Here is a 16,977-nt window from a genome sequence, read left to right on the forward strand (position 1 = left end):
CCTGAACCCCGTGAACGAACCCACGCCCCCCGCCCCGCCCTCGCTGGAAGTCGCCGGCCTCGCCTACGCCTACCCCGACGGCCACCAGGCCCTCTTCGGGGTCGACCTCGCCGTCGGGCGCGGGGAGCGGGTGGCGCTGCTCGGCCCCAACGGCGCCGGCAAGACCACCCTGGTGCTGCACCTCAACGGCATCCTGACCGGCGGCGTCGGCACGGTGAGCGTGGCCGGGCTGCCCGTGGAGAAGCGCAACTTCGCCGAGGTCCGCCGCCGGGTCGGCATCGTCTTCCAGGACCCCGACGACCAGCTGTTCATGCCGACCGTCCGGGAGGACGTGGCCTTCGGCCCGGCCGCCGCCGGACTGCGCGGCGCCGAGCTGGAGGAGCGGGTGCGGGGCGCCCTGGAGCAGGTCGGGATGGCGGCCTTCGCGGACCGGCCGCCGCACCACCTCTCCTTCGGGCAGCGCCGCCGGGTCGCGGTGGCGACCGTACTGGCCATGCGGCCCGAGATCCTCGTACTGGACGAGCCGTCCTCCAACCTGGACCCGGCCTCGCGCCGCGAGCTCGCGGACATCCTGCGCTCGCTGGACGTCACCGTGCTGATGGTCACGCACGACCTGCCCTACGCGCTGGAGCTCTGCCCGCGCGCGGTGATCCTCAGCGAGGGGACCATCGTGGCGGACGGCAGGACCCAGGACGTGCTGTGCGACGAGGCGCTGATGCGGGCGCACCGGCTGGAGCTGCCCTTCGGCTTCGACCCGCGCTCCGTATCGGTGGCATAAGCGCCGGTCAAAGGTTGTTGCACACCCCGTGGACATCAAGGGTGTGGTGGCGGAGGGCTTCGAGCCCGTCAGGGACGCGTTCGTACGCAACTTCGAGGTGCTCGGGGACCGGGGCGCGGCGGTGTCCGTGTACCGCGACGGCCGCAAGGTCGTGGACCTCTGGGGCGGCACCAAGGACGCGAACGGCGCGGAGCCCTGGGCCGAGGACACCGTGCAGATCGTCCGCTCCGCGACCAAGGGCGTGGCAGCGGCCGTACCGCTGCTGCTCCAGCAGCGCGGGCTGCTCGACCTGGACGCGCCCGTGGGCTCGTACTGGCCGGAGTTCAAGGCGGGCGGCAAGGAGCGGACCCGGGTCCGCGACCTGCTCGCGCACCGCGCCGGAGTCCCCGCGCTGGACCGCGGACTGACCACGGCCGAGGCGGCCGACGGGGTGAGCGGGCCGCGCGCGGTCGCCGCGCAGCAGGCCTTCTGGGAGCCCGGCACCGAGCACGGCTACCACGCGCAGACCTTCAGCTGGCTGCTGTCCGAGCTCGTGCTGCGGGCGACCGGCCGCACGCTGGGATCGATCCTGGCCGAGGAGATAGCGGAGCCGCTGGGCATCGACTTCTGGATCGGCCTGCCGGAGTCCGAGGCCCACCGGGTGGGCCGGGTCGCGCCGGTCGACCCGCCGGAGGGCGCGGGCCTGCTCAAGACCCGGCCGCGGCGCAACGTCTCCGAGGCCTACGCCGACCCGGACTCCCTCACCCGCCGGGCCTTCGCGGCCATCGACCCGCTGCCCGACGAGAACGACCCCGCCTACCGGGCGGCCGAGCTGCCGGCCTCCGCGGGCATCGGCACGGCCCGCGCCCTGGCCCGCTTCTACGCGGCCACCATCGGCGTGGTGGAGGACGGCGCGCGGATCTTCACCCCGGCCACCACCGCACTGGCGGGCAAGGAGTTCTCCTCGGGCCCCGACCGCGTGCTGGTGGTCAACACCCGCTTCGGCCCCGGCTACATGCTGCACGGCCCGGCCTCCCCGCTGCTGTCCCCGGTTTCCTTCGGGCACCCGGGCCGCGGCGGCTCGCTGGCCTTCGCGGACCCGGAGGCGGGCATCGGCTTCGGCTACGTCACCAACGCCCACGCCAAGTCGGTCACCGCCGACCCGCGCGCCCAGGCCCTGGTACGGGCCCTGCGCTCGGCGCTCTAGCCGGGCCGGCAAAAGGGCGTCGCACCGGCGGGGCGGGGAGCGCTAGCGTGCCGTCATGACGACCACCACGCACCCCCTCTTCGCCGAAGCCCTCGCCGCACTGGGCCTGGAGCCGGACGTACGGACCTTCCCCGATGGGACCCGGACCGCCGCCGACGCGGCCGCCGCGATCGGCTGCGAGCTCAGCCAGATCGTGAAGTCGCTGATCTTCGCCGCCGACGGGGTTCCCGTGCTGGTCCTGATGGACGGGTCCTCCCGGGTGGACGTGGAGGCGGTGCGCCGCGAGCTCGGCGCGGGCGCCGTGACCCGGGCCGACGCGGCCCTGGTCCGGGAGACCACGGGCTACGCCATCGGCGGGGTGCCGCCCTTCGGGCACCGCACCCGCACGCGGGTCCTCGCGGACCGCTCCCTGCTGGCCCACGAGGTGGTCTGGGCGGCCGCGGGGACCCCGCACACGGTGTTCCCGATGGACCCGCGCGAGCTGATCCGGCACGCGGGGGCCGCACTGGCCGACGTACGGGAGGGCTGACCGGGGTCGGACCCCGGGCCGGGGTCAGCCCCGGCCGGGTCAGCCCGCGTTGAGGACGGCCGCCACGATCGGGCCCGCCGCGTCGCCTCCGTGGCCGCCGCCCTCGACCATCGCCGCGGCCGCCACGTCCCCGCTGAAGCCGGTGAACCAGCTGTCCGGGTTCTGCGCCCCGTCGACCTCCGCCGAGCCGGTCTTCGCGCCCTTGTCGGACCCGTGCACCGCGGACATCGCGCCCTGGGCGGTGCCCGCGGTGGCCGTCAGCTTCATCATCCGCACGAGCTGCGCCGCCACCGAGGGCTTCATCTTCCGGGTGGCCTTCGCGATCGCGCGGCCGTCCAGCGAGGCCTTGACGACGACCGGCTGGCGGAACACCCCGGTGCGGGCGGTCGCCGTGATCGAGGCCATCGTCAGCGGGTTCATCTGGATCTGGCCCTGCCCGATGTACGCGGCGGCCGCCGCCGGACCGGTCGCGTCCGGGACCTTCCCGTCGACGGTGGGCACGCCGACCTTCCACTCGACGCCTCCGCCCACGCCGAAGACCTCACGGGCCTCCTTCGGGAGCGCGTCGTCGTCGTCGACCGGCTTGATCTGCTTGATGAAGGCGGTGTTGCAGGACTGGGCGAAACTCGTCGCGAAGGTCTCGCCGTCGAGCTTGAAGCCCTTCAGGTTCTTGAAGGGCTTGCCTTCCCACGTCACCTCCGCCGGGCATTCGGCGACCTTGTCCGCCGCCACCAGACCGCGGTCGAGCAGCATCGCGCCGGTCACGATCTTCATCGTGGAGCCGGGCGCTCGGGCTCCGCTGATGGATGCGGGGAAGCCGTCCCCGCGGTGGTCGGCGATGGCCAGGACGTTCCCGGTGCTCGGCTGGACGGCGACCACCGAGGCCTGCGGGAACTTCAGGACCGCCTTCTCGGCCGCCGCCTGGACGTCCGCGTCCAGGACGGTCTGGATCTCGCCCGCCTTCCCCTCGACCAGCGTCAGCAGGGTCCGCCGCGGGGCCTCCTGGGCGACCGGCTCGATCCACAGCTCGGCGCCGACCTTGCCGCCCTGTCGCTCCCCGTACGTCTTGCGCAGGCTGTCGAGCACCGGGCGCAGCGACGGGTACTTCTCCGCCGTCAGCTCCCTGCCCTTGCGGTCGACGGCCTTGACCGGCGGGTTGGCCGGGGCGCCGCCGCGCAGCTTCTCGCCCTTCCGGAGCTCCGGGTGGAGCACCGAGGGCTGCCAGTCGACGAGCGGCAGCCCGGTGGTGTTGCCGCGGACCACGGTCAGCTTGGACTCGTAGGCGAGGGGCTTGGTGACCCCCTCGTAGGTGACCTCCGCCGCGACGGAGTACGCCACCGTGGTGCCGGTCTGCGTGCCGGGGGTGATCGCCACCTTGGACACGTAGGCCTTGGCCGTGAACTCACCGAGGGCGCCCTGCGCCTCCGCCGGATTGTTCGTCAGGTCGGCCCCCGCCCGGGCGTCCCCGGCCGTCCACGCGGCGAAGAACGCCTTGGCGGTCGCCGCGGCGTCCTTGTCGCTGACCGGCCCGCTGCCCTTGGCGGGCACGGCTGGGCCGGTCGCGCTCGTGCTCTTGGCGTCGTCCGCGCCGGCGTCCCCCACCAGCGCGTACACCCCGTACCCGGCTCCGCCCATCATCGCGAGGAAGACCCCGCCGACGATGGCACCCTTCGCAGCCCCGTTCATCCCACTCCCCGTTCCCGTGTGCCCCGACCCCTCGGCCCCTTGAACGCTGAACACGTTCAAAGGAGTCCATGGAGTAGACCTTACGTCGAACAGACAAACGGTTCAGGGGTTTGGTTGCCCTGGGCGCCCGCAACCGCGGGGATCCCGCCGCGACCGGGTGTCCGCCGCATCCGGTTCTGACGGGAAAGTCCCTGCCGGTGCGTCAGGTCATGCTTCTCTCGGCGAAGCTCGATATTCCTGCAGAGTTTCCTGGGCCAGAACGGTCCACGGATGGTTCAGGCCCAGCACCCTGATGCGACCCTCCACGACCCCCTGGACGTGCTCGATCGCCTCGCTGTTCTGGCCGAGGGCGTGCAGAATTTTGCTCAGAGCGCTCCGTGAATTCAATGAGATGGGGTAATCGGGGCCGAACCGTCGCAGATATTTCGCAAAGGCGGAGCGGGCGTAGGGCAAGGCTGCTTCTGGTCGTGCGGTGCGACGGAGGGCGTCGGCGTAGTCGAGTTCTACCCCCAGCGTGATGGTGTGCTCTTCTCCGAGCTCGCGATGGCATTCCGCCACCCAGCCTGCTCCCGCGTCCAATTCTGCCGGTTGTGCGGAATATTCCAGGAGGGCTGATCGTGCGAGAAGAGTAAGGGGGTGTACCGGGCCGAGCGCTCGAATGTATCCCTCCACTGCTCGACGATAAAGCGCAATGCCGTCCGGGATTCGGTCGAGGTTGACCAGCGGCCTGCCCAGGCTTCTGCAGGCCGCGAGGGTTTCGGGTGCTTCCGGGCCCAGTTCTCGTTCGCAGTCCTCCAGGACCTTCCGCAAAACGGCCTCGGACTCCTGGAACCGGCCGAGGCGGAACAGAGCCAGACCCATGCGCCGGTGCAGCCTGATGAGCCAGATGCTGTCCTCGGCCAGTCGTGGACCGAGCAACGTCACGGCGTCGCCGCCCAGGCTCAATGCCGAGGTGTAGTCGCCGGACCTGTGGACTGCGGTGACGAGCCGGAAGGCGCACTCCGCCGCCGCTTCCACCGTCGCTCGGCTGGTTTCCCAACTCGTCGCTCTGCGCAGGAGGGCGATCACGTGCGGGGCCAGGAGGTTCACCCGGGGGTCCTGCGCCCCCCGGTCGGGTACTTCCGGCAGTACGGCGAGACACAGGCGGGCCGCGGTGGCGGACAGCTGCTCGTGCTGGTCCGCGGGCGTGGCCCGGGTCACGCTGTCGAGCAGTACGCCGTGGGTGCGCAGGCAGCGGGTCTCTCCGGGGTTCAGCTCGGTGAGGGAGTGGTCGAGGAGCCCGCGCAGGGCCGATTCGACGTGGGATGCCGCGAGCGCCGGGCCGAGTTCGGCCCCGAGCAGGACCGACAGCGGCAACGGGTCACTGGACCAGCAGGCGAGCAGGCGCAGGAGGTGGCCGGCTTCGGGGCGGCCCTGTTCGGTGAGGGCATCGAGGGAGAGCTGCCAGGTGCGGCTGGGCAGGTGCCGGGAATCGCCACCGATGGCTGCGGCCCCCTGTTCGATGAGCTCGATGGGGTCCAGGCCCGCGCCGCCGTCGAGCCGGCGGCCGTAGTCGGAGAGGCTCCACGGGTCGATCACCTGATGAGCGAGGAATCCACCGGCGAGGGTGAGAGCCAGGGGCAGTCGACCGAGACGGTCGGCGACCTCCGCGGCGTCTTCGAGCGATCCGGCGTGCGGTGCGAGGTCGCGGAGCACGAGGGCGGCGTCCTCGCGCGGGAGCACACCGAACTGGAGCAGATCCGCCCCGGGCCACCAGTGAGCCGCTGCTTGCCGGGTGGTGACGACCACGATCCCGGTGGGGCTGGTGCGCAGCCAGCCGCCGTCGCGCAGGATGGCGGGGTTGTCGGCGTTGTCGAGGACCAGCAGCCAGGGCTCTTCGGAGTGGTCGAGGTAGTGCCACACGAGATCGGCGGCGGGCCGTAATCCGGCGCGTGCTCCCATCAGCTCACCGTCGGTGGCTCCGCGGTCGGCCGCGACGGCGAGCATGCCCGCCCTCAGGGAAGCCGGGTCGGAAGCGTTGACCCACAGCCCGATTCGGCCCGCCTGGTGGGTCGCGTGCTGGAAGAGCGCGCAGGCGACGGCGGTTTTGCCGCAGCCGCCCAGGCCGTGCAGGACGTAGACGCGGTTGGCGATGCCGGGTTCGACGGCGGCGCGCAGTCGGTCCATCTCTCCGACGCGGTCGCGGAGCACCACGGGCGTTCGGCCGACCGATGGGCGGCGTACGGAGTCCGGACCCGACCAGTCGGGGGAATGGTGGTGGTGCTCCGTGATGTGCTGGTCGCCGGAGGCCTGGTAGACGCGGCCCCGGCCGTCGGCCCGGGCGTCGTTCCGGCCGCTCATCGGTGGCCGAAGTTCTGGTCCCGGCCGGCCTGGTAGACCCGGGCGTTGCCGGAGGCGGTGGCGTGCTGCGTCACCGAGGGGTCCGCCGGCGCGTACGGGGCCAGTTCGGTGAGCAGCGTCCGCAGCGCCTCCGTTTCATCCGGATGCGCGGCGAGCAGTCGCCGTAGGCGTCCCTGCCACTCCGCACTCAGTTCGCCGCGGGAATCGAGGTCGCCGCCGGCCTCTGCGGCCAGCAGGTCGCTCCGGGTCACGTCGAGTTCGGCGGCTATCGCCTCGGCCCGTTCCGGCTCGGCACGGCGCCACAGCGCGGCGACACCGTCCCTGGCACGTTGCCATGCCTCGGTGGTCAACAAAGTGACCAGACTTGTTCCGGCTGTACTCGCCAGCACGGCCATTTCCGGATCCACGAACCCGCCCCCTCCAGCCCGTTGTTGCCTGCGGCCACAGAGTAGCCAGCAGATCCGGCAGCGGCACGGGTCGCGCACGTGGTGCCGGGGAAGCGACCCCGGCACCGCCCGGTGCCGGGGTCCTCGCTTCGCCCGCTACACCCAGGTGTCCAGCCACATCCGGTTCTGCCAGGAGTCCATCGGGATCGTTTGGCCGGTGTAGATGGGCCAGAAGTAGATGAAGTTCCACACGATCAGGAGGATCAGTACGCCCGCCGCCACCGCGCCCAGGGCGCGGCGGCGTTCCGAGGAGCCGGCGGGGCCCAGTAGGGCGCCGATCATCATGGCCACCGCCAGGCACAGGTACGGGACGAAGACCACCGCGTAGAAGAAGAAGATGGTCCGCTCCTGGTAGTTGAACCAGGGCAGCAGGCCCGCGCCCAGCGCGCACGCGATCGCGCCCGCCCGCCAGTCGCGGCGGAAGAACCACCGCCACAGCACGTACAGGAGCGCGAAGCAGCCCGTCCACCACAGCAGCGGCGTGCCGAGCGCCAGCACCTCGCGCGCGCACTTGGCCGTTTCCGTCGCCGGGCAGCCGTCGGTGCCGGGTGCGGGGGATTCGTAGAAGTAGGAGACGGGGCGGCCCAGGACCAGCCAGCTCCACGGGTTCGACTCGTAGGTGTGGCCCGAGGTCAGGCCCACGTGGAACTTGTAGACCTCCGTCTCGTAGTGCCACAGGCTGCGCAGCCACTCCGGGATGAAGGACCACGAGCTGTGCTGGTCGTTCTTGGCGGCCCAGTCGCGGAAGTAGCCGCCCTTGCCGTTGTCGGGGGAGAGGATCCAGCCGAGCCACGAGGCCACGTAGACGGAGATCGCCACGGGGACGAGGGAGAGGAAGCCGGTCCAGCTGTCGCGGCGCAGCATCGCCGCGTACGGGGCGCCCGCGCCCGCCGTACGGCGGGCGGCCGCGTCCCACAGGACGGTCAGCACGCCGAAGAAGGCCAGCACGATCAGGCCGTTCCACTTCGTGCCGAAGGCCAGGCCCAGGCAGACCCCGGCCAGGAGCCGGTACGGGCGCCAGCCCAGCTTCAGCGTCTCCGCGATGGTGGCGTCCGGCCGGGTCCGCCCGTCCTCGCCCACCGGGAGCGCCGCGGCGAGCCGGGCCCGCACCTTGTCCCGGTCGATCACCAGCGAGCCGAAGGCGCCCAGCACGAAGAACATCAGCACCAGGTCGAGCAGGGCGGTCCGGCTCATCACCAGGTGCAGGCCGTCCACGGCCAGCAGGAGGCCGGCCAGGCAGCCCAGGAAGGTGGAGCGGAACAGCCGCCGGCCGATGCGGCACAGCATCAGCACGGACAGGGTGCCGAGCAGCGCGGTCATGAACCGCCAGCCGAAGGGGTCGAAGCCGAACATCCACTCGCCCAGCCCGATCACCCATTTGCCGACCGGCGGGTGCACGACGTAGCCCGGGTCCAGGGGGAGGGGGACCCCGTCGGGGTTGGCGAGGATCGACTTGTCGATGTCCTTGGGCCAGCTCGCCTCGTAGCCCTGCTTGACCGTGGCCCAGGCGTCCTTGGCGTAGTACGTCTCGTCGAATATCACCGCCTTCGGGGTGCCCAGGTGGGCGAACCGCAGCACCCCGGCGACCAGCGCCACCAGCAGCGGACCGGCCCACGCCAGCACCCGCTCCCAGCGCACCGCCGCGGCCGGCCCGATCCCGATCTGCGCCCACAGCTGCGCGGACGGCCGTGCGTACGGGGGCACCAGGCGGGTGCGCACGTCCGACGGCCGCTTCGCCCCGGCGGGCGGCACGTAGCCGAAGCCGCGCAGACGGCGCAGCCAGGCGGACGGCTGGTCGGCGGGGTCCGGGCCGGGCCCGGCCTCGGTGGCGGGCGGGGCCCCCGCAGGGCTGGGCGGCGGCGTCGCGGTACTGGTCACCGGCACATCGTAGGGAACGACCCTGTGCCGCACCCAGGGGGACGGGAGTGTGGGGCGCGGCGGTTGGGGCGGCTGAGAGGATGGGGCGGTGACCACTGACCAGCCCGGCTCCGCCGAAGCCCCCTCCCCGGCTCCCTCCGACGCACTCGCGGGAGGCGTCCTCGTCCTCGCCGGGACCCCCATCGGCGACCTCGCCGACGCCCCGCCGCGGCTCGCCACCGAGCTGGAGCGGGCCGACGTGATCGCCGCCGAGGACACCCGGCGGCTGCGCAGGCTGACGCAGGGGCTCGGCGTGTGCACCACCGGGCGCGTCCTGTCGTACTTCGAGGGCAACGAGTCCGCGCGCACCCCCGAACTGGTCGAGGCCCTGGAGGCCGGCAAGCGCGTCCTGCTGGTGACGGACGCCGGCATGCCCTCCGTCTCCGACCCCGGCTACCGGCTCGTCGCCGCCGCCGTGGAGAAGGACATCAAGGTCACGGCCGTTCCCGGGCCCTCCGCCGTCCTCACCGCGCTCGCCCTCTCCGGGCTGCCGGTCGACCGCTTCTGCTTCGAGGGCTTCCTGCCCCGCAAGGCCGGCGAGCGCCTGAGCAAGCTCCGCGAACTCGCCGCCGAACGCCGCACCCTCGTCTACTTCGAGGCCCCGCACCGGCTCGACGACACCCTGGCCGCGATGGCCGAGGTCTTCGGCGCCGACCGGCGCGCCGCCGTCTGCCGCGAGCTGACCAAGACCTACGAGGAGGTCAAGCGCGGCGGGCTCGGCGAGCTGGCGGCCTGGGCCGCCGAAGGCGTGCGCGGGGAGATCACCGTGGTCGTCGAGGGAGCCCCGGCCGCGGCCCCCGGCGACATCGGCGCCGAGGAGCTGGTGGACCGCGTACGGGTGCGCGAGGAGGCGGGGGAGCGGCGCAAGGAGGCCATCGCCGCGGTCGCGGCGGAGGCCGGGGTACCCAAGCGCGAGGTGTTCGACGCGGTGGTCGCGGCAAAGAACGCGGCACAAAAGTCGCCGTCGGTCGGTAAAGAGCTAACCTGAAAAGCAAAGCTCAGACCGCGCACCGGGCGCTTTGGGCATGACTCGCCCAAGGACCGTCCAACACTAGACAGGGCCTGATGCGCTCCCGCCCGAAGAGGCGTCCACTGGCAATGGCAGCAGTGGAACAAGAGGAGCTGGCATGAGTGAGATCGCCGAACCCCGACCCCTCCCCCCATCCGCTCCCGAGGCCGTACCGTCCGTGCACGAGGCGTACTCCTTCGCGTGCATGAAGTGCGGATACGGCTGGGAGCAGGGATACGAGATAGAGCACCACACCGACGGCCGGGGCCTGCCCTTCATCGTCTACAAGGCGGACGGCGAGCGGGTCCCCTCCCCCCTGTCCAATCCGACCTGCATGAACTGCGGCGGCCACGTGGTGCGGATCATGCGGGAGGGCCAGGTGAAGTCGGTCATCGGCATGCTCGACCAGCTCTACCACCACCGCGCGGCCCCGGGGATCGCCGGCCCGGTGCCCGCCGGGTACACCGCGAAGGCCCCCAAGCCCCGCAAGGCCCCGCCGCACGAGGGACCCGGCCCGGTCCCGATGGAACGGCCCGGGCCGATGGCCCGGCTGCTGGGGTTCTTCCGCCGGTCATAAGATCGGCCGCATGAGCCGTAGCACGCCGAACGACGCGCCGCCCCCGCTGCCCGAACCGCTCCGGGTGGCGGTCGCCGACTCCCACACCCACCTGGACATGCAGTCCGGCACCGTCGAGGAGGGCCTCGCCAAGGCCGCCTCCGTCGGGGTGACCACCGTCGTCCAGGTGGGCTGCGACGTGAAGGGCTCCCGCTGGGCCGCCGAGACCGCAGCCGCGTACGGATCCGTCCACGCGGCCGTGGCCCTGCACCCCAACGAAGCCCCCCGGATCGTGCACGGGGACCCCGACGGCTGGTCGAGGCAGGGCGCCCGGACGGGCGGCGGCGAGGCCGCGCTCGACGACGCGCTCGGCGAGATCGAGGCCCTGGCGGCCCTCGCGCACGTGAAGGCGGTCGGCGAGACCGGACTCGACTACTTCCGGACCGGCCCGGAGGGCATGGCCGCGCAGGAGCGTTCCTTCCGCGCGCACATCGAGATCGCCAAGCGGCAGGGCAAGGCCCTGGTCATCCACGACCGCGAGGCGCACGCGGACGTGCTGCGCGTCCTGCGCGAGGAGGGCGCCCCCGAGCGGACCGTCTTCCACTGCTACTCCGGCGACGCGGAAATGGCCCGGGAGTGCGCCGCCGCGGGCTACTACATGTCCTTCGCCGGAACCGTCACCTTCAAGAACGCGGCGCCGCTGCGCGAAGCCCTCGCGGTGGCCCCGCTGGAGCTGGTCCTCGTGGAGACGGACGCCCCGTACCTGACCCCGGCCCCGTACCGCGGACGGCCCAACGCGCCGTACCTCATTCCGCTGACCGTACGGGCGATGGCCGCGGTCCGCGGCATCGACGAGGACGCCATGGCGACGGCACTGGCGGCCAACACGGCCCGCGCCTTCGCGTACTGAGGGCGCACCGAGGTCCACCGAGGTCCACCGAGGCGTACTGACGGCGTGCGCGCCGCCGTCGTGACGCCTCACCCGTTCGCCACGTTCCGTAGCCGACCCGCTTTGTAGCGTGACGGCCGCTCCGCTAGGGTGCCGTGCCCGAAGCAGCCGGACGGACCAGTGGAGCGAGCGCGATGAGCGATGTGGCCTGGCCGGCCGGTGGACGCGACCCCTGGGCCGTGGCCCCGGACCCGACCACGGAACCGGAGCTCATCCCGGACCCGGATCCGTTCCCGGACCCGTTCACGGGCCGGGGCACGGACCGCGATCGGGACCCGTACTCGGGCATGGATCCGGACCCGGACCCTTACCCGTATCCGGGCACGCGGGCGGCGGACCAGAGCCTGGACGCCGCTCCTGGGGCCTACCGGGACCCGGACCCGGACCCGTACGCGGACCCGTACCGGGGCCCGGGGGCGGATCCGGCTCCGGACCTGTTCCTGGGCCAAGGCCCGTTCCCGGACCCGGACCCGTTCCCGGGGGCGGACCCGGACCTGCTCCTGAGCCAAGGGGCCGACCTGGACCCGTACCCGCCCTCCCCGGGCCCTCCTCCCGAGCCCGGGGTGCCCGCCCCCCGGGGCGGTGGGCGGCGTAGGACGGCCGCCGAGTCCGGGTCGGGGCGCCGGGCGCGCGGCCGGACCCCCGCCCCGGCAGCGGCCCCGGCCGCCGGCCCCGCCCAGGCCTCCGCCCAGGCCCTCGCCCCCGACCTGGTTCCGGACCTCGCCCCCGAGGCCCCGGCCACCGGCCGGCGCCGTCGCAGCGCGCCGGTGCTGCCCCCGGACACCGCCCCGGCCGGACCGGCCCCCGCGGGGACCGGGCGGCGCCGGGGCGGGGGCGGCCTCGGCACGGTGCCCGCGCCGGCCGTCCCCGGCCCCGCCCCCGGCGTGGGCACCGCCCCCGGTCCGAGGCGGCGCAGGAGCGCCGCCCCCGCGCCCCGGGACACCTGGCGGCGCATCGTGCCGCAGGCCCTGGTCGTCGCGTTCCTGGCGGGCGGCACCACCGCCTTCGTCGCCGCCGACAAGGCCGTACGCCTCACCGTCGACGGGGTCCCGCGGACCCTGCACACCTTCGCCGGCGACGTGGACGAGCTGCTCGCCGCCGAAGGACTCGGAGTCGGCCCCCACGACCTCGTCGCCCCGGCCGGGGCGGAGGTTCTCGACGACGGGGACGAGATCGTCCTGCGCTACGGCCGTCCGCTGAGCCTGACCCTCGACGGACAGCGGCGCGAGGTGTGGACCACCGCCCGCACCGTGGACGGCGCGCTGCGCCAGTTCGGCATCCGCGCCGAGGGCGCCTACCTCTCCACACCCCGCACCGCGGCCGTGCCACGGACCGGCCTGACCCTCGCCGTCCGCACCGAACGCAGCATCACCTTCATGGCCGACGGCCGCGAGCGGACCATCCGCACCAACGCCGCCACCGTCCAGGAGGCCCTCGACGAAGCCGGGATCACCCTCCACGGCCAGGACACCACCTCCGTGCCCGCCGGCTCCTTCCCGCGCGACGGCCAGACCGTCACCGTCCTGCGCATCACCGGGACCCGCGAGATCCGCGAGGAGCGCATCCCGTACGCGACCGAGCGGGTCAAGGACCCCGCCCTCTTCGCCGGCACCGAAGTCGTCGAGCGCTCGGGCCGGCCCGGGGCGCGCAGGGTCACGTACGGCCTGCGCACCGTCAACGGGGTCCGGCAAAAGCCCCGCAGGATCGCCGAGGAGATCGTCCGCGAACCCGTCACCCAGCTCGTCAAGGTCGGCACCAAGCCGCTGCCGACCTCCGTCCAGGGCGCGGACGGCCTCGACTGGGGCGCGCTGGCCCGCTGCGAGTCGGGCGGCCGGCCCGGCGCCACGGACCCCTCGGGCACGTACGGGGGGCTCTACCAGTTCGACGTACAGACCTGGCAGGCCCTCGGCGGCAGCGGCCGTCCGCAGGACGCTCCGGGCCCGGAGCAGACGTACCGGGCGAAGAAGCTCTACGTACAGCGGGGGGCGAGTCCCTGGCCACACTGCGGCCGTACCCTTTATCGGTGAGCACCGCAGAGCAGCAGCCCGAAAAGACCGTGCCGGAGACCTCCGCGCCGGAGACGTCCGCACCCGCGACCTCCGCACCCGAGACCTCCGCCCTCCTCGGCGCGGCCGACATCCGGGAGCTGGCCGCCGTACTCGGCGTACGGCCGACGAAGCAGAAGGGCCAGAACTTCGTCATCGACGCCAACACGGTGCGCCGCATCGTGCGCACCGCCGAGGTCCGGCCGGACGACGTGGTCGTCGAGGTCGGGCCCGGGCTGGGCTCGCTGACGCTCGCACTGCTGGAGGCCGCCGACCGGGTCGTCGCCGTCGAGATCGACGACATCCTGGCCGCCGCGCTGCCCGCCACCATCGAGGCGCGGATGCCGGAGCGCAAGGACCGCTTCACGCTGGTCCACTCCGACGCGATGCTGGTCAAGGAGCTGCCCGGCCCGCCGCCGACCGCGCTCGTCGCGAACCTCCCCTACAACGTGGCCGTGCCGGTCCTGCTCACCATGCTCGACCGCTTCCCGAGCATCGAGCGGACCCTGGTCATGGTGCAGGCCGAGGTCGCCGACCGGCTGGCCGCCGAGCCCGGCAACAAGGTCTACGGCGTCCCCTCGGTCAAGGCCAACTGGTACGCGGACGTCAAGCGGGCCGGTGCCATCGGCCGCAAGGTCTTCTGGCCCGCGCCGAACGTGGACTCCGGACTCGTCTCCCTGGTCCGCCGGGCGGAGCCGGTCAAGACCACCGCGACCAAGGCCGAGGTCTTCGCCGTCGTCGACGCCGCCTTCGCGCAGCGCCGCAAGACGCTGCGCGCGGCGCTGTCCGGCTGGGCCGGGTCCGCGGCGGGCGCCGAGGCGGCGCTGGTCGCCGCCGGGGTCTCCCCGCAGGCCCGCGGCGAGTCCCTCACCGTCGAGGAGTTCGCGGCGATCGCCGAGCACAAGCCCGCCGCGGAGAGGCCCGCGCTGTGAGCGAGGCCATCACCGTACGGGTCCCCGCGAAGGTCAACGTCCAGCTGGCGGTGGGCGCGGCCCGGCCGGACGGATTCCACGACCTGGCGAACGTCTTCCTGGCCGTCTCCCTCTACGACGAGGTCACCGCGACCCCCGCCGGCGCCGGCGAGCTGACCGTGACCTGCGCCGGGCCGGACGCCGGCAAGGTGCCGCTCGACCGGACCAACCTCGCGGCCCGGGCCGCGCAGATCCTGGCGGAGCGGGCCGGACTGAGCCCCGACGTCCACCTCCACATCGAGAAGCGGATCCCCGTGGCGGGCGGCATGGCGGGCGGCAGCGCCGACGGGGCGGCCGCGCTGCTGGCCTGCGACGCCCTCTGGGGCCTGAAGACCCCGGTCGACGAACTCCTCGCCCTCTGCGCGGAGCTGGGCAGCGACGTGCCGTTCAGCCTGGTCGGCGGGGCGGCGCTGGGCACCGGGCGCGGGGAGATCCTGACCCCGGTGGCCGCCGGAACCTTCCACTGGGTGTTCGCGGTGGCCGACGGCGGGCTCTCCACCCCGGCGGTGTTCCGGGAGTTCGACCGGCTCACCGCCGGCACGGAGGTCCCCGTACCGGAGGCCTCCCCGGCGCTCCTCGCGGCCCTGGCCTCCGGCGACCCGGACGAGCTGGCCGCCACCCTGGCCAACGGGCTCCAGCCCGCGGCCCTCTCGCTGCGGCCGTCACTCGCGGACACCCTCGCGGCGGGTACCGAGGCCGGGGCCCTGGCGGCGCTGGTGTCCGGCTCCGGCCCCACGACGGCCTTCCTGGTCCGCGACGCGGAGTCGGCGACGAAGGTCGCAGCCGCCCTGGCCGCCTCCGGCACCTGCCGCACCACCCACCCGGCCACCAGCCCGGCCCCGGGCGCGACCCTCCTCTGACCGGCGGCTTGCGCCGGGCCGCTGCGCGGGGCGGAGTCCCCTGCCCGCCCTTCCACCGTTCCCCGGGCTCCGCCCGGACCCGTCCCCGCGTGCGGCGCCGTTGCCGGGGGCCGGCCCCCGGACCCCCGCTCCTCAAACGCCGGAGGGGCTGGACGGTGCCCGGCCGGCCCCGCCGGCGTTTGAGGCGCGGGGTCCGGGGCGGAGCTCCGGGGAACGGGCGAAGGGCGGGTAGGGGAACTCCGCCCCGTGCAGCGGCACGCTCCACGCAGGCCCCGCGCAGCGGAAGGGGGCCCGGGGCGTGGCTCCGGGGTACCTAGGCGGGGAGTGAGTATCCGCGCCCTGTTGCCCAGCAGGCCCGCGCGGGAGCGTAGGGCCCATGGGAGCCAGCGCAAGCGACATCGCCACCGCCACCCCCGCCACGCGGGACCGCTACGTCGACCTGCTCCGGGTCGCCTCGCTCGGGACCGTCATCGCCGGGCACTGGCTGATGGCCGCGGTCAGCAGCGACGGCATAGGGAACCTGCTCGCCGTCGTGCCGCCGCTGCAGGTGCTCACCTGGGCGCTGCAGGTGATGCCGGTGTTCTTCTTCGTCGGCGGGTTCTCGCACGCCCTGTCCTACCGGTCCCTCGCGCGCCGCACCGGCGGCCCGGTGTACGCCGCCTTCCTGCGGGCGCGCCTGCGGCGGCTGCTGCGGCCCACCCTCGTGTTCGTCGCCGTCTGGACCGCCATCGCCCTCGCCGCGCAGCTCCTCGGAGGCGGCGGCGGGCGGCTGTCCGGGGCGGCGTTCCGGCTGGTCACGCAGCCGTTGTGGTTCATCGGGATCTACCTCGCGATGGTCGCCCTCACCCCGCCCCTGCTGAAACTGCACGAGCGCCACGGCTGGGCCGCCTTCGGGGCCCTGGCCGCGGCCGCCGCCGCCGTCGATCTGCTGCGCTTCGCGGGCGGTGTCCCGTACGCCGAGTTCCTGAACTTCGCCTTCGTCTGGCTCGCCGTCCACCAGCTGGGCTTCCTGCGCGCCGATGGGCGGATCCGCCGTCCCGGCGCCCTCGCCGCCGCCGGGCTCGCCGGGGCCGTCCTGCTGGTGGCGTACGGGCCGTACCCGCTGTCCATGGTCGGGATGCCCGGGGAGAAGGTCTCCAACATGGCCCCGCCCACCCTGGCCCTGCTCGCGCACGGGATCTGGCTCGTGGGCGCCGTGGAGCTGCTCCGGGGCCCCGCCGCCCACTGGCTGGCCCGGCCCCGGGTCTGGCGCGGCGTGGTCACCGCGAACGGGGTCGCCATGACCGCCTTCCTCTGGCACCTCACCGCGATGCTCGCCGTGTACGCCGCCCAGCTCGGCCTCGGCATCGCCCTGCCCGAGCCGGCCGGGGCGGCCTGGTGGGCCCAGGTCCCGGTCCGGTTCCTCGCCGCCGCCGCGCTGACCTGCGTACTCGTCGCGGTCTTCCGGCGCTTCGAGGAGCCCGCCGCAGGCAGCACGAGCAGCGCCGGCACCGGCTCCGGCCCCCGCGCCGCCCTCGGTACCGCGCTCTGCCTCCTCGGCGTCCTCGGGCTCTCCACGACCGGTCTCGGCGGGCTCCTGGAAGGCCACAGCGCCACCCTGATCGCGCTCCCGGTCACCGCGCCCGCCGCGATCGGCATGGCGCTGGGCGGCTGGCTGCTGGTGGAGCGGTCCGGTACTTCGCGGAGGGTTAGGCTGAGGGGCTGA

General features: G+C 73.8%; 14 protein-coding genes. 10 read left to right on the plus strand and 4 right to left on the minus strand.

What is annotated here, in order from left to right; translation table 11 throughout:
- Positions 1 to 10 precede the first annotated feature (10 nt).
- Genes OG276_RS22305 through OG276_RS22315 form a run of 3 tightly spaced genes read left to right on the plus strand, consistent with a single transcriptional unit; the run spans position 11 to position 2,493 of the window.
- Positions 11 to 778, plus strand: a complete 768-nt coding sequence (locus tag OG276_RS22305; protein ID WP_266913004.1) for an energy-coupling factor ABC transporter ATP-binding protein — start codon at positions 11 to 13, stop codon at positions 776 to 778.
- A gap of 28 nt (positions 779 to 806) precedes the next feature.
- Positions 807 to 1,964 (plus strand): serine hydrolase domain-containing protein, encoded by a 1,158-nt coding sequence (locus tag OG276_RS22310; protein WP_266908060.1) that lies wholly within the window; start codon positions 807 to 809, stop codon positions 1,962 to 1,964.
- A 55-nt stretch (positions 1,965 to 2,019) separates the two neighbouring features.
- Positions 2,020 to 2,493, plus strand: a complete 474-nt coding sequence (locus OG276_RS22315; RefSeq protein ID WP_266908062.1) for a YbaK/EbsC family protein — start codon at positions 2,020 to 2,022, stop codon at positions 2,491 to 2,493.
- A 39-nt stretch (positions 2,494 to 2,532) separates the two neighbouring features.
- Here the strand turns inward: OG276_RS22315 and OG276_RS22320 are convergent, their stop codons facing one another.
- The 4 genes from OG276_RS22320 to OG276_RS22335 all read right to left on the minus strand — a co-directional run bounded on the left by OG276_RS22320 (position 2,533) and on the right by OG276_RS22335 (position 8,744).
- Entirely contained in the window at positions 2,533 to 4,179 is a 1,647-nt protein-coding gene (locus tag OG276_RS22320; protein ID WP_266908064.1) for a penicillin-binding transpeptidase domain-containing protein, read from the minus strand.
- A 207-nt stretch (positions 4,180 to 4,386) separates the two neighbouring features.
- Positions 4,387 to 6,519 carry a tetratricopeptide repeat protein gene (locus OG276_RS22325; RefSeq protein WP_266908066.1) on the minus strand — a complete coding sequence of 711 codons (2,133 nt, stop codon included), beginning with the start codon at positions 6,517 to 6,519 and terminating at the stop codon, positions 4,387 to 4,389.
- On the minus strand, positions 6,516 to 6,869 hold the full coding sequence (locus OG276_RS22330) for a hypothetical protein (protein WP_323182357.1): 354 nt from the start codon (positions 6,867 to 6,869) through the stop codon (positions 6,516 to 6,518). Before OG276_RS22330 ends, OG276_RS22325 begins: the two co-directional genes overlap by 4 nt.
- A gap of 192 nt (positions 6,870 to 7,061) precedes the next feature.
- On the minus strand, positions 7,062 to 8,744 hold the full coding sequence (locus OG276_RS22335; RefSeq protein ID WP_266913006.1) for a dolichyl-phosphate-mannose--protein mannosyltransferase: 1,683 nt from the start codon (positions 8,742 to 8,744) through the stop codon (positions 7,062 to 7,064).
- 187 nt (positions 8,745 to 8,931) lie between these two features.
- Between OG276_RS22335 and rsmI the strand changes: the two genes are divergently transcribed.
- From rsmI to OG276_RS22370, 7 genes are all read left to right on the plus strand, one after another.
- On the plus strand, positions 8,932 to 9,870 hold the full coding sequence (gene rsmI / locus OG276_RS22340; RefSeq protein ID WP_266908070.1) for a 16S rRNA (cytidine(1402)-2'-O)-methyltransferase: 939 nt from the start codon (positions 8,932 to 8,934) through the stop codon (positions 9,868 to 9,870).
- Positions 9,871 to 10,009: 139 nt separating this feature from the next.
- Positions 10,010 to 10,468, plus strand: a complete 459-nt coding sequence (locus OG276_RS22345; RefSeq protein WP_266908072.1) for a hypothetical protein — start codon at positions 10,010 to 10,012, stop codon at positions 10,466 to 10,468.
- Positions 10,469 to 10,478: 10 nt separating this feature from the next.
- A complete protein-coding gene (locus OG276_RS22350; protein ID WP_266908074.1) occupies positions 10,479 to 11,357 on the plus strand; it encodes a TatD family hydrolase in 879 nt (292 codons plus the stop codon).
- A gap of 923 nt (positions 11,358 to 12,280) precedes the next feature.
- The gene (locus tag OG276_RS22355; RefSeq protein WP_323182412.1) at positions 12,281 to 13,423 is read left to right on the plus strand and encodes a ubiquitin-like domain-containing protein; all 1,143 of its coding nucleotides are present in this window, start codon (positions 12,281 to 12,283) and stop codon (positions 13,421 to 13,423) included.
- Between the two features lie 29 nt (positions 13,424 to 13,452).
- Complete coding sequence (gene rsmA / locus OG276_RS22360) at positions 13,453 to 14,373, plus strand: 16S rRNA (adenine(1518)-N(6)/adenine(1519)-N(6))-dimethyltransferase RsmA (RefSeq protein ID WP_266913010.1); 921 nt, start codon at positions 13,453 to 13,455, stop codon at positions 14,371 to 14,373.
- Positions 14,370 to 15,272: a 4-(cytidine 5'-diphospho)-2-C-methyl-D-erythritol kinase gene (locus OG276_RS22365; protein ID WP_266908076.1), complete on the plus strand. Its 903-nt coding sequence runs from the start codon at positions 14,370 to 14,372 to the stop codon at positions 15,270 to 15,272. The genes rsmA and OG276_RS22365 overlap by 4 nt, the downstream gene beginning before the upstream one ends.
- 376 nt (positions 15,273 to 15,648) lie before the next feature.
- Positions 15,649 to 16,977, plus strand: coding sequence for an acyltransferase (locus OG276_RS22370; protein WP_266908078.1), 1,329 nt, complete (start codon positions 15,649 to 15,651; stop codon positions 16,975 to 16,977).

Origin of the sequence: Streptomyces sp. NBC_00086 (genome assembly GCF_026343255.1) — a bacterium.
Classification (GTDB): Bacteria; Actinomycetota; Actinomycetes; order Streptomycetales; family Streptomycetaceae; genus Streptomyces.

Bases quoted from the DNA above. Each gene is read 5' to 3' on its own strand.
- OG276_RS22315 (WP_266908062.1), top strand. From the start codon at position 2,020: ATGACGACCACCACGCACCCCCTCTTCGCCGAAGCCCTCGCCGCACTG.
- OG276_RS22320 (WP_266908064.1), bottom strand. From the start codon at position 4,179: ATGAACGGGGCTGCGAAGGGTGCCATCGTCGGCGGGGTCTTCCTCGCG.
- OG276_RS22325 (WP_266908066.1), bottom strand. From the start codon at position 6,519: ATGAGCGGCCGGAACGACGCCCGGGCCGACGGCCGGGGCCGCGTCTAC.
- OG276_RS22345 (WP_266908072.1), top strand. From the start codon at position 10,010: ATGAGTGAGATCGCCGAACCCCGACCCCTCCCCCCATCCGCTCCCGAG.
- OG276_RS22350 (WP_266908074.1), top strand. From the start codon at position 10,479: ATGAGCCGTAGCACGCCGAACGACGCGCCGCCCCCGCTGCCCGAACCG.
- OG276_RS22370 (WP_266908078.1), top strand. From the start codon at position 15,649: ATGGGAGCCAGCGCAAGCGACATCGCCACCGCCACCCCCGCCACGCGG.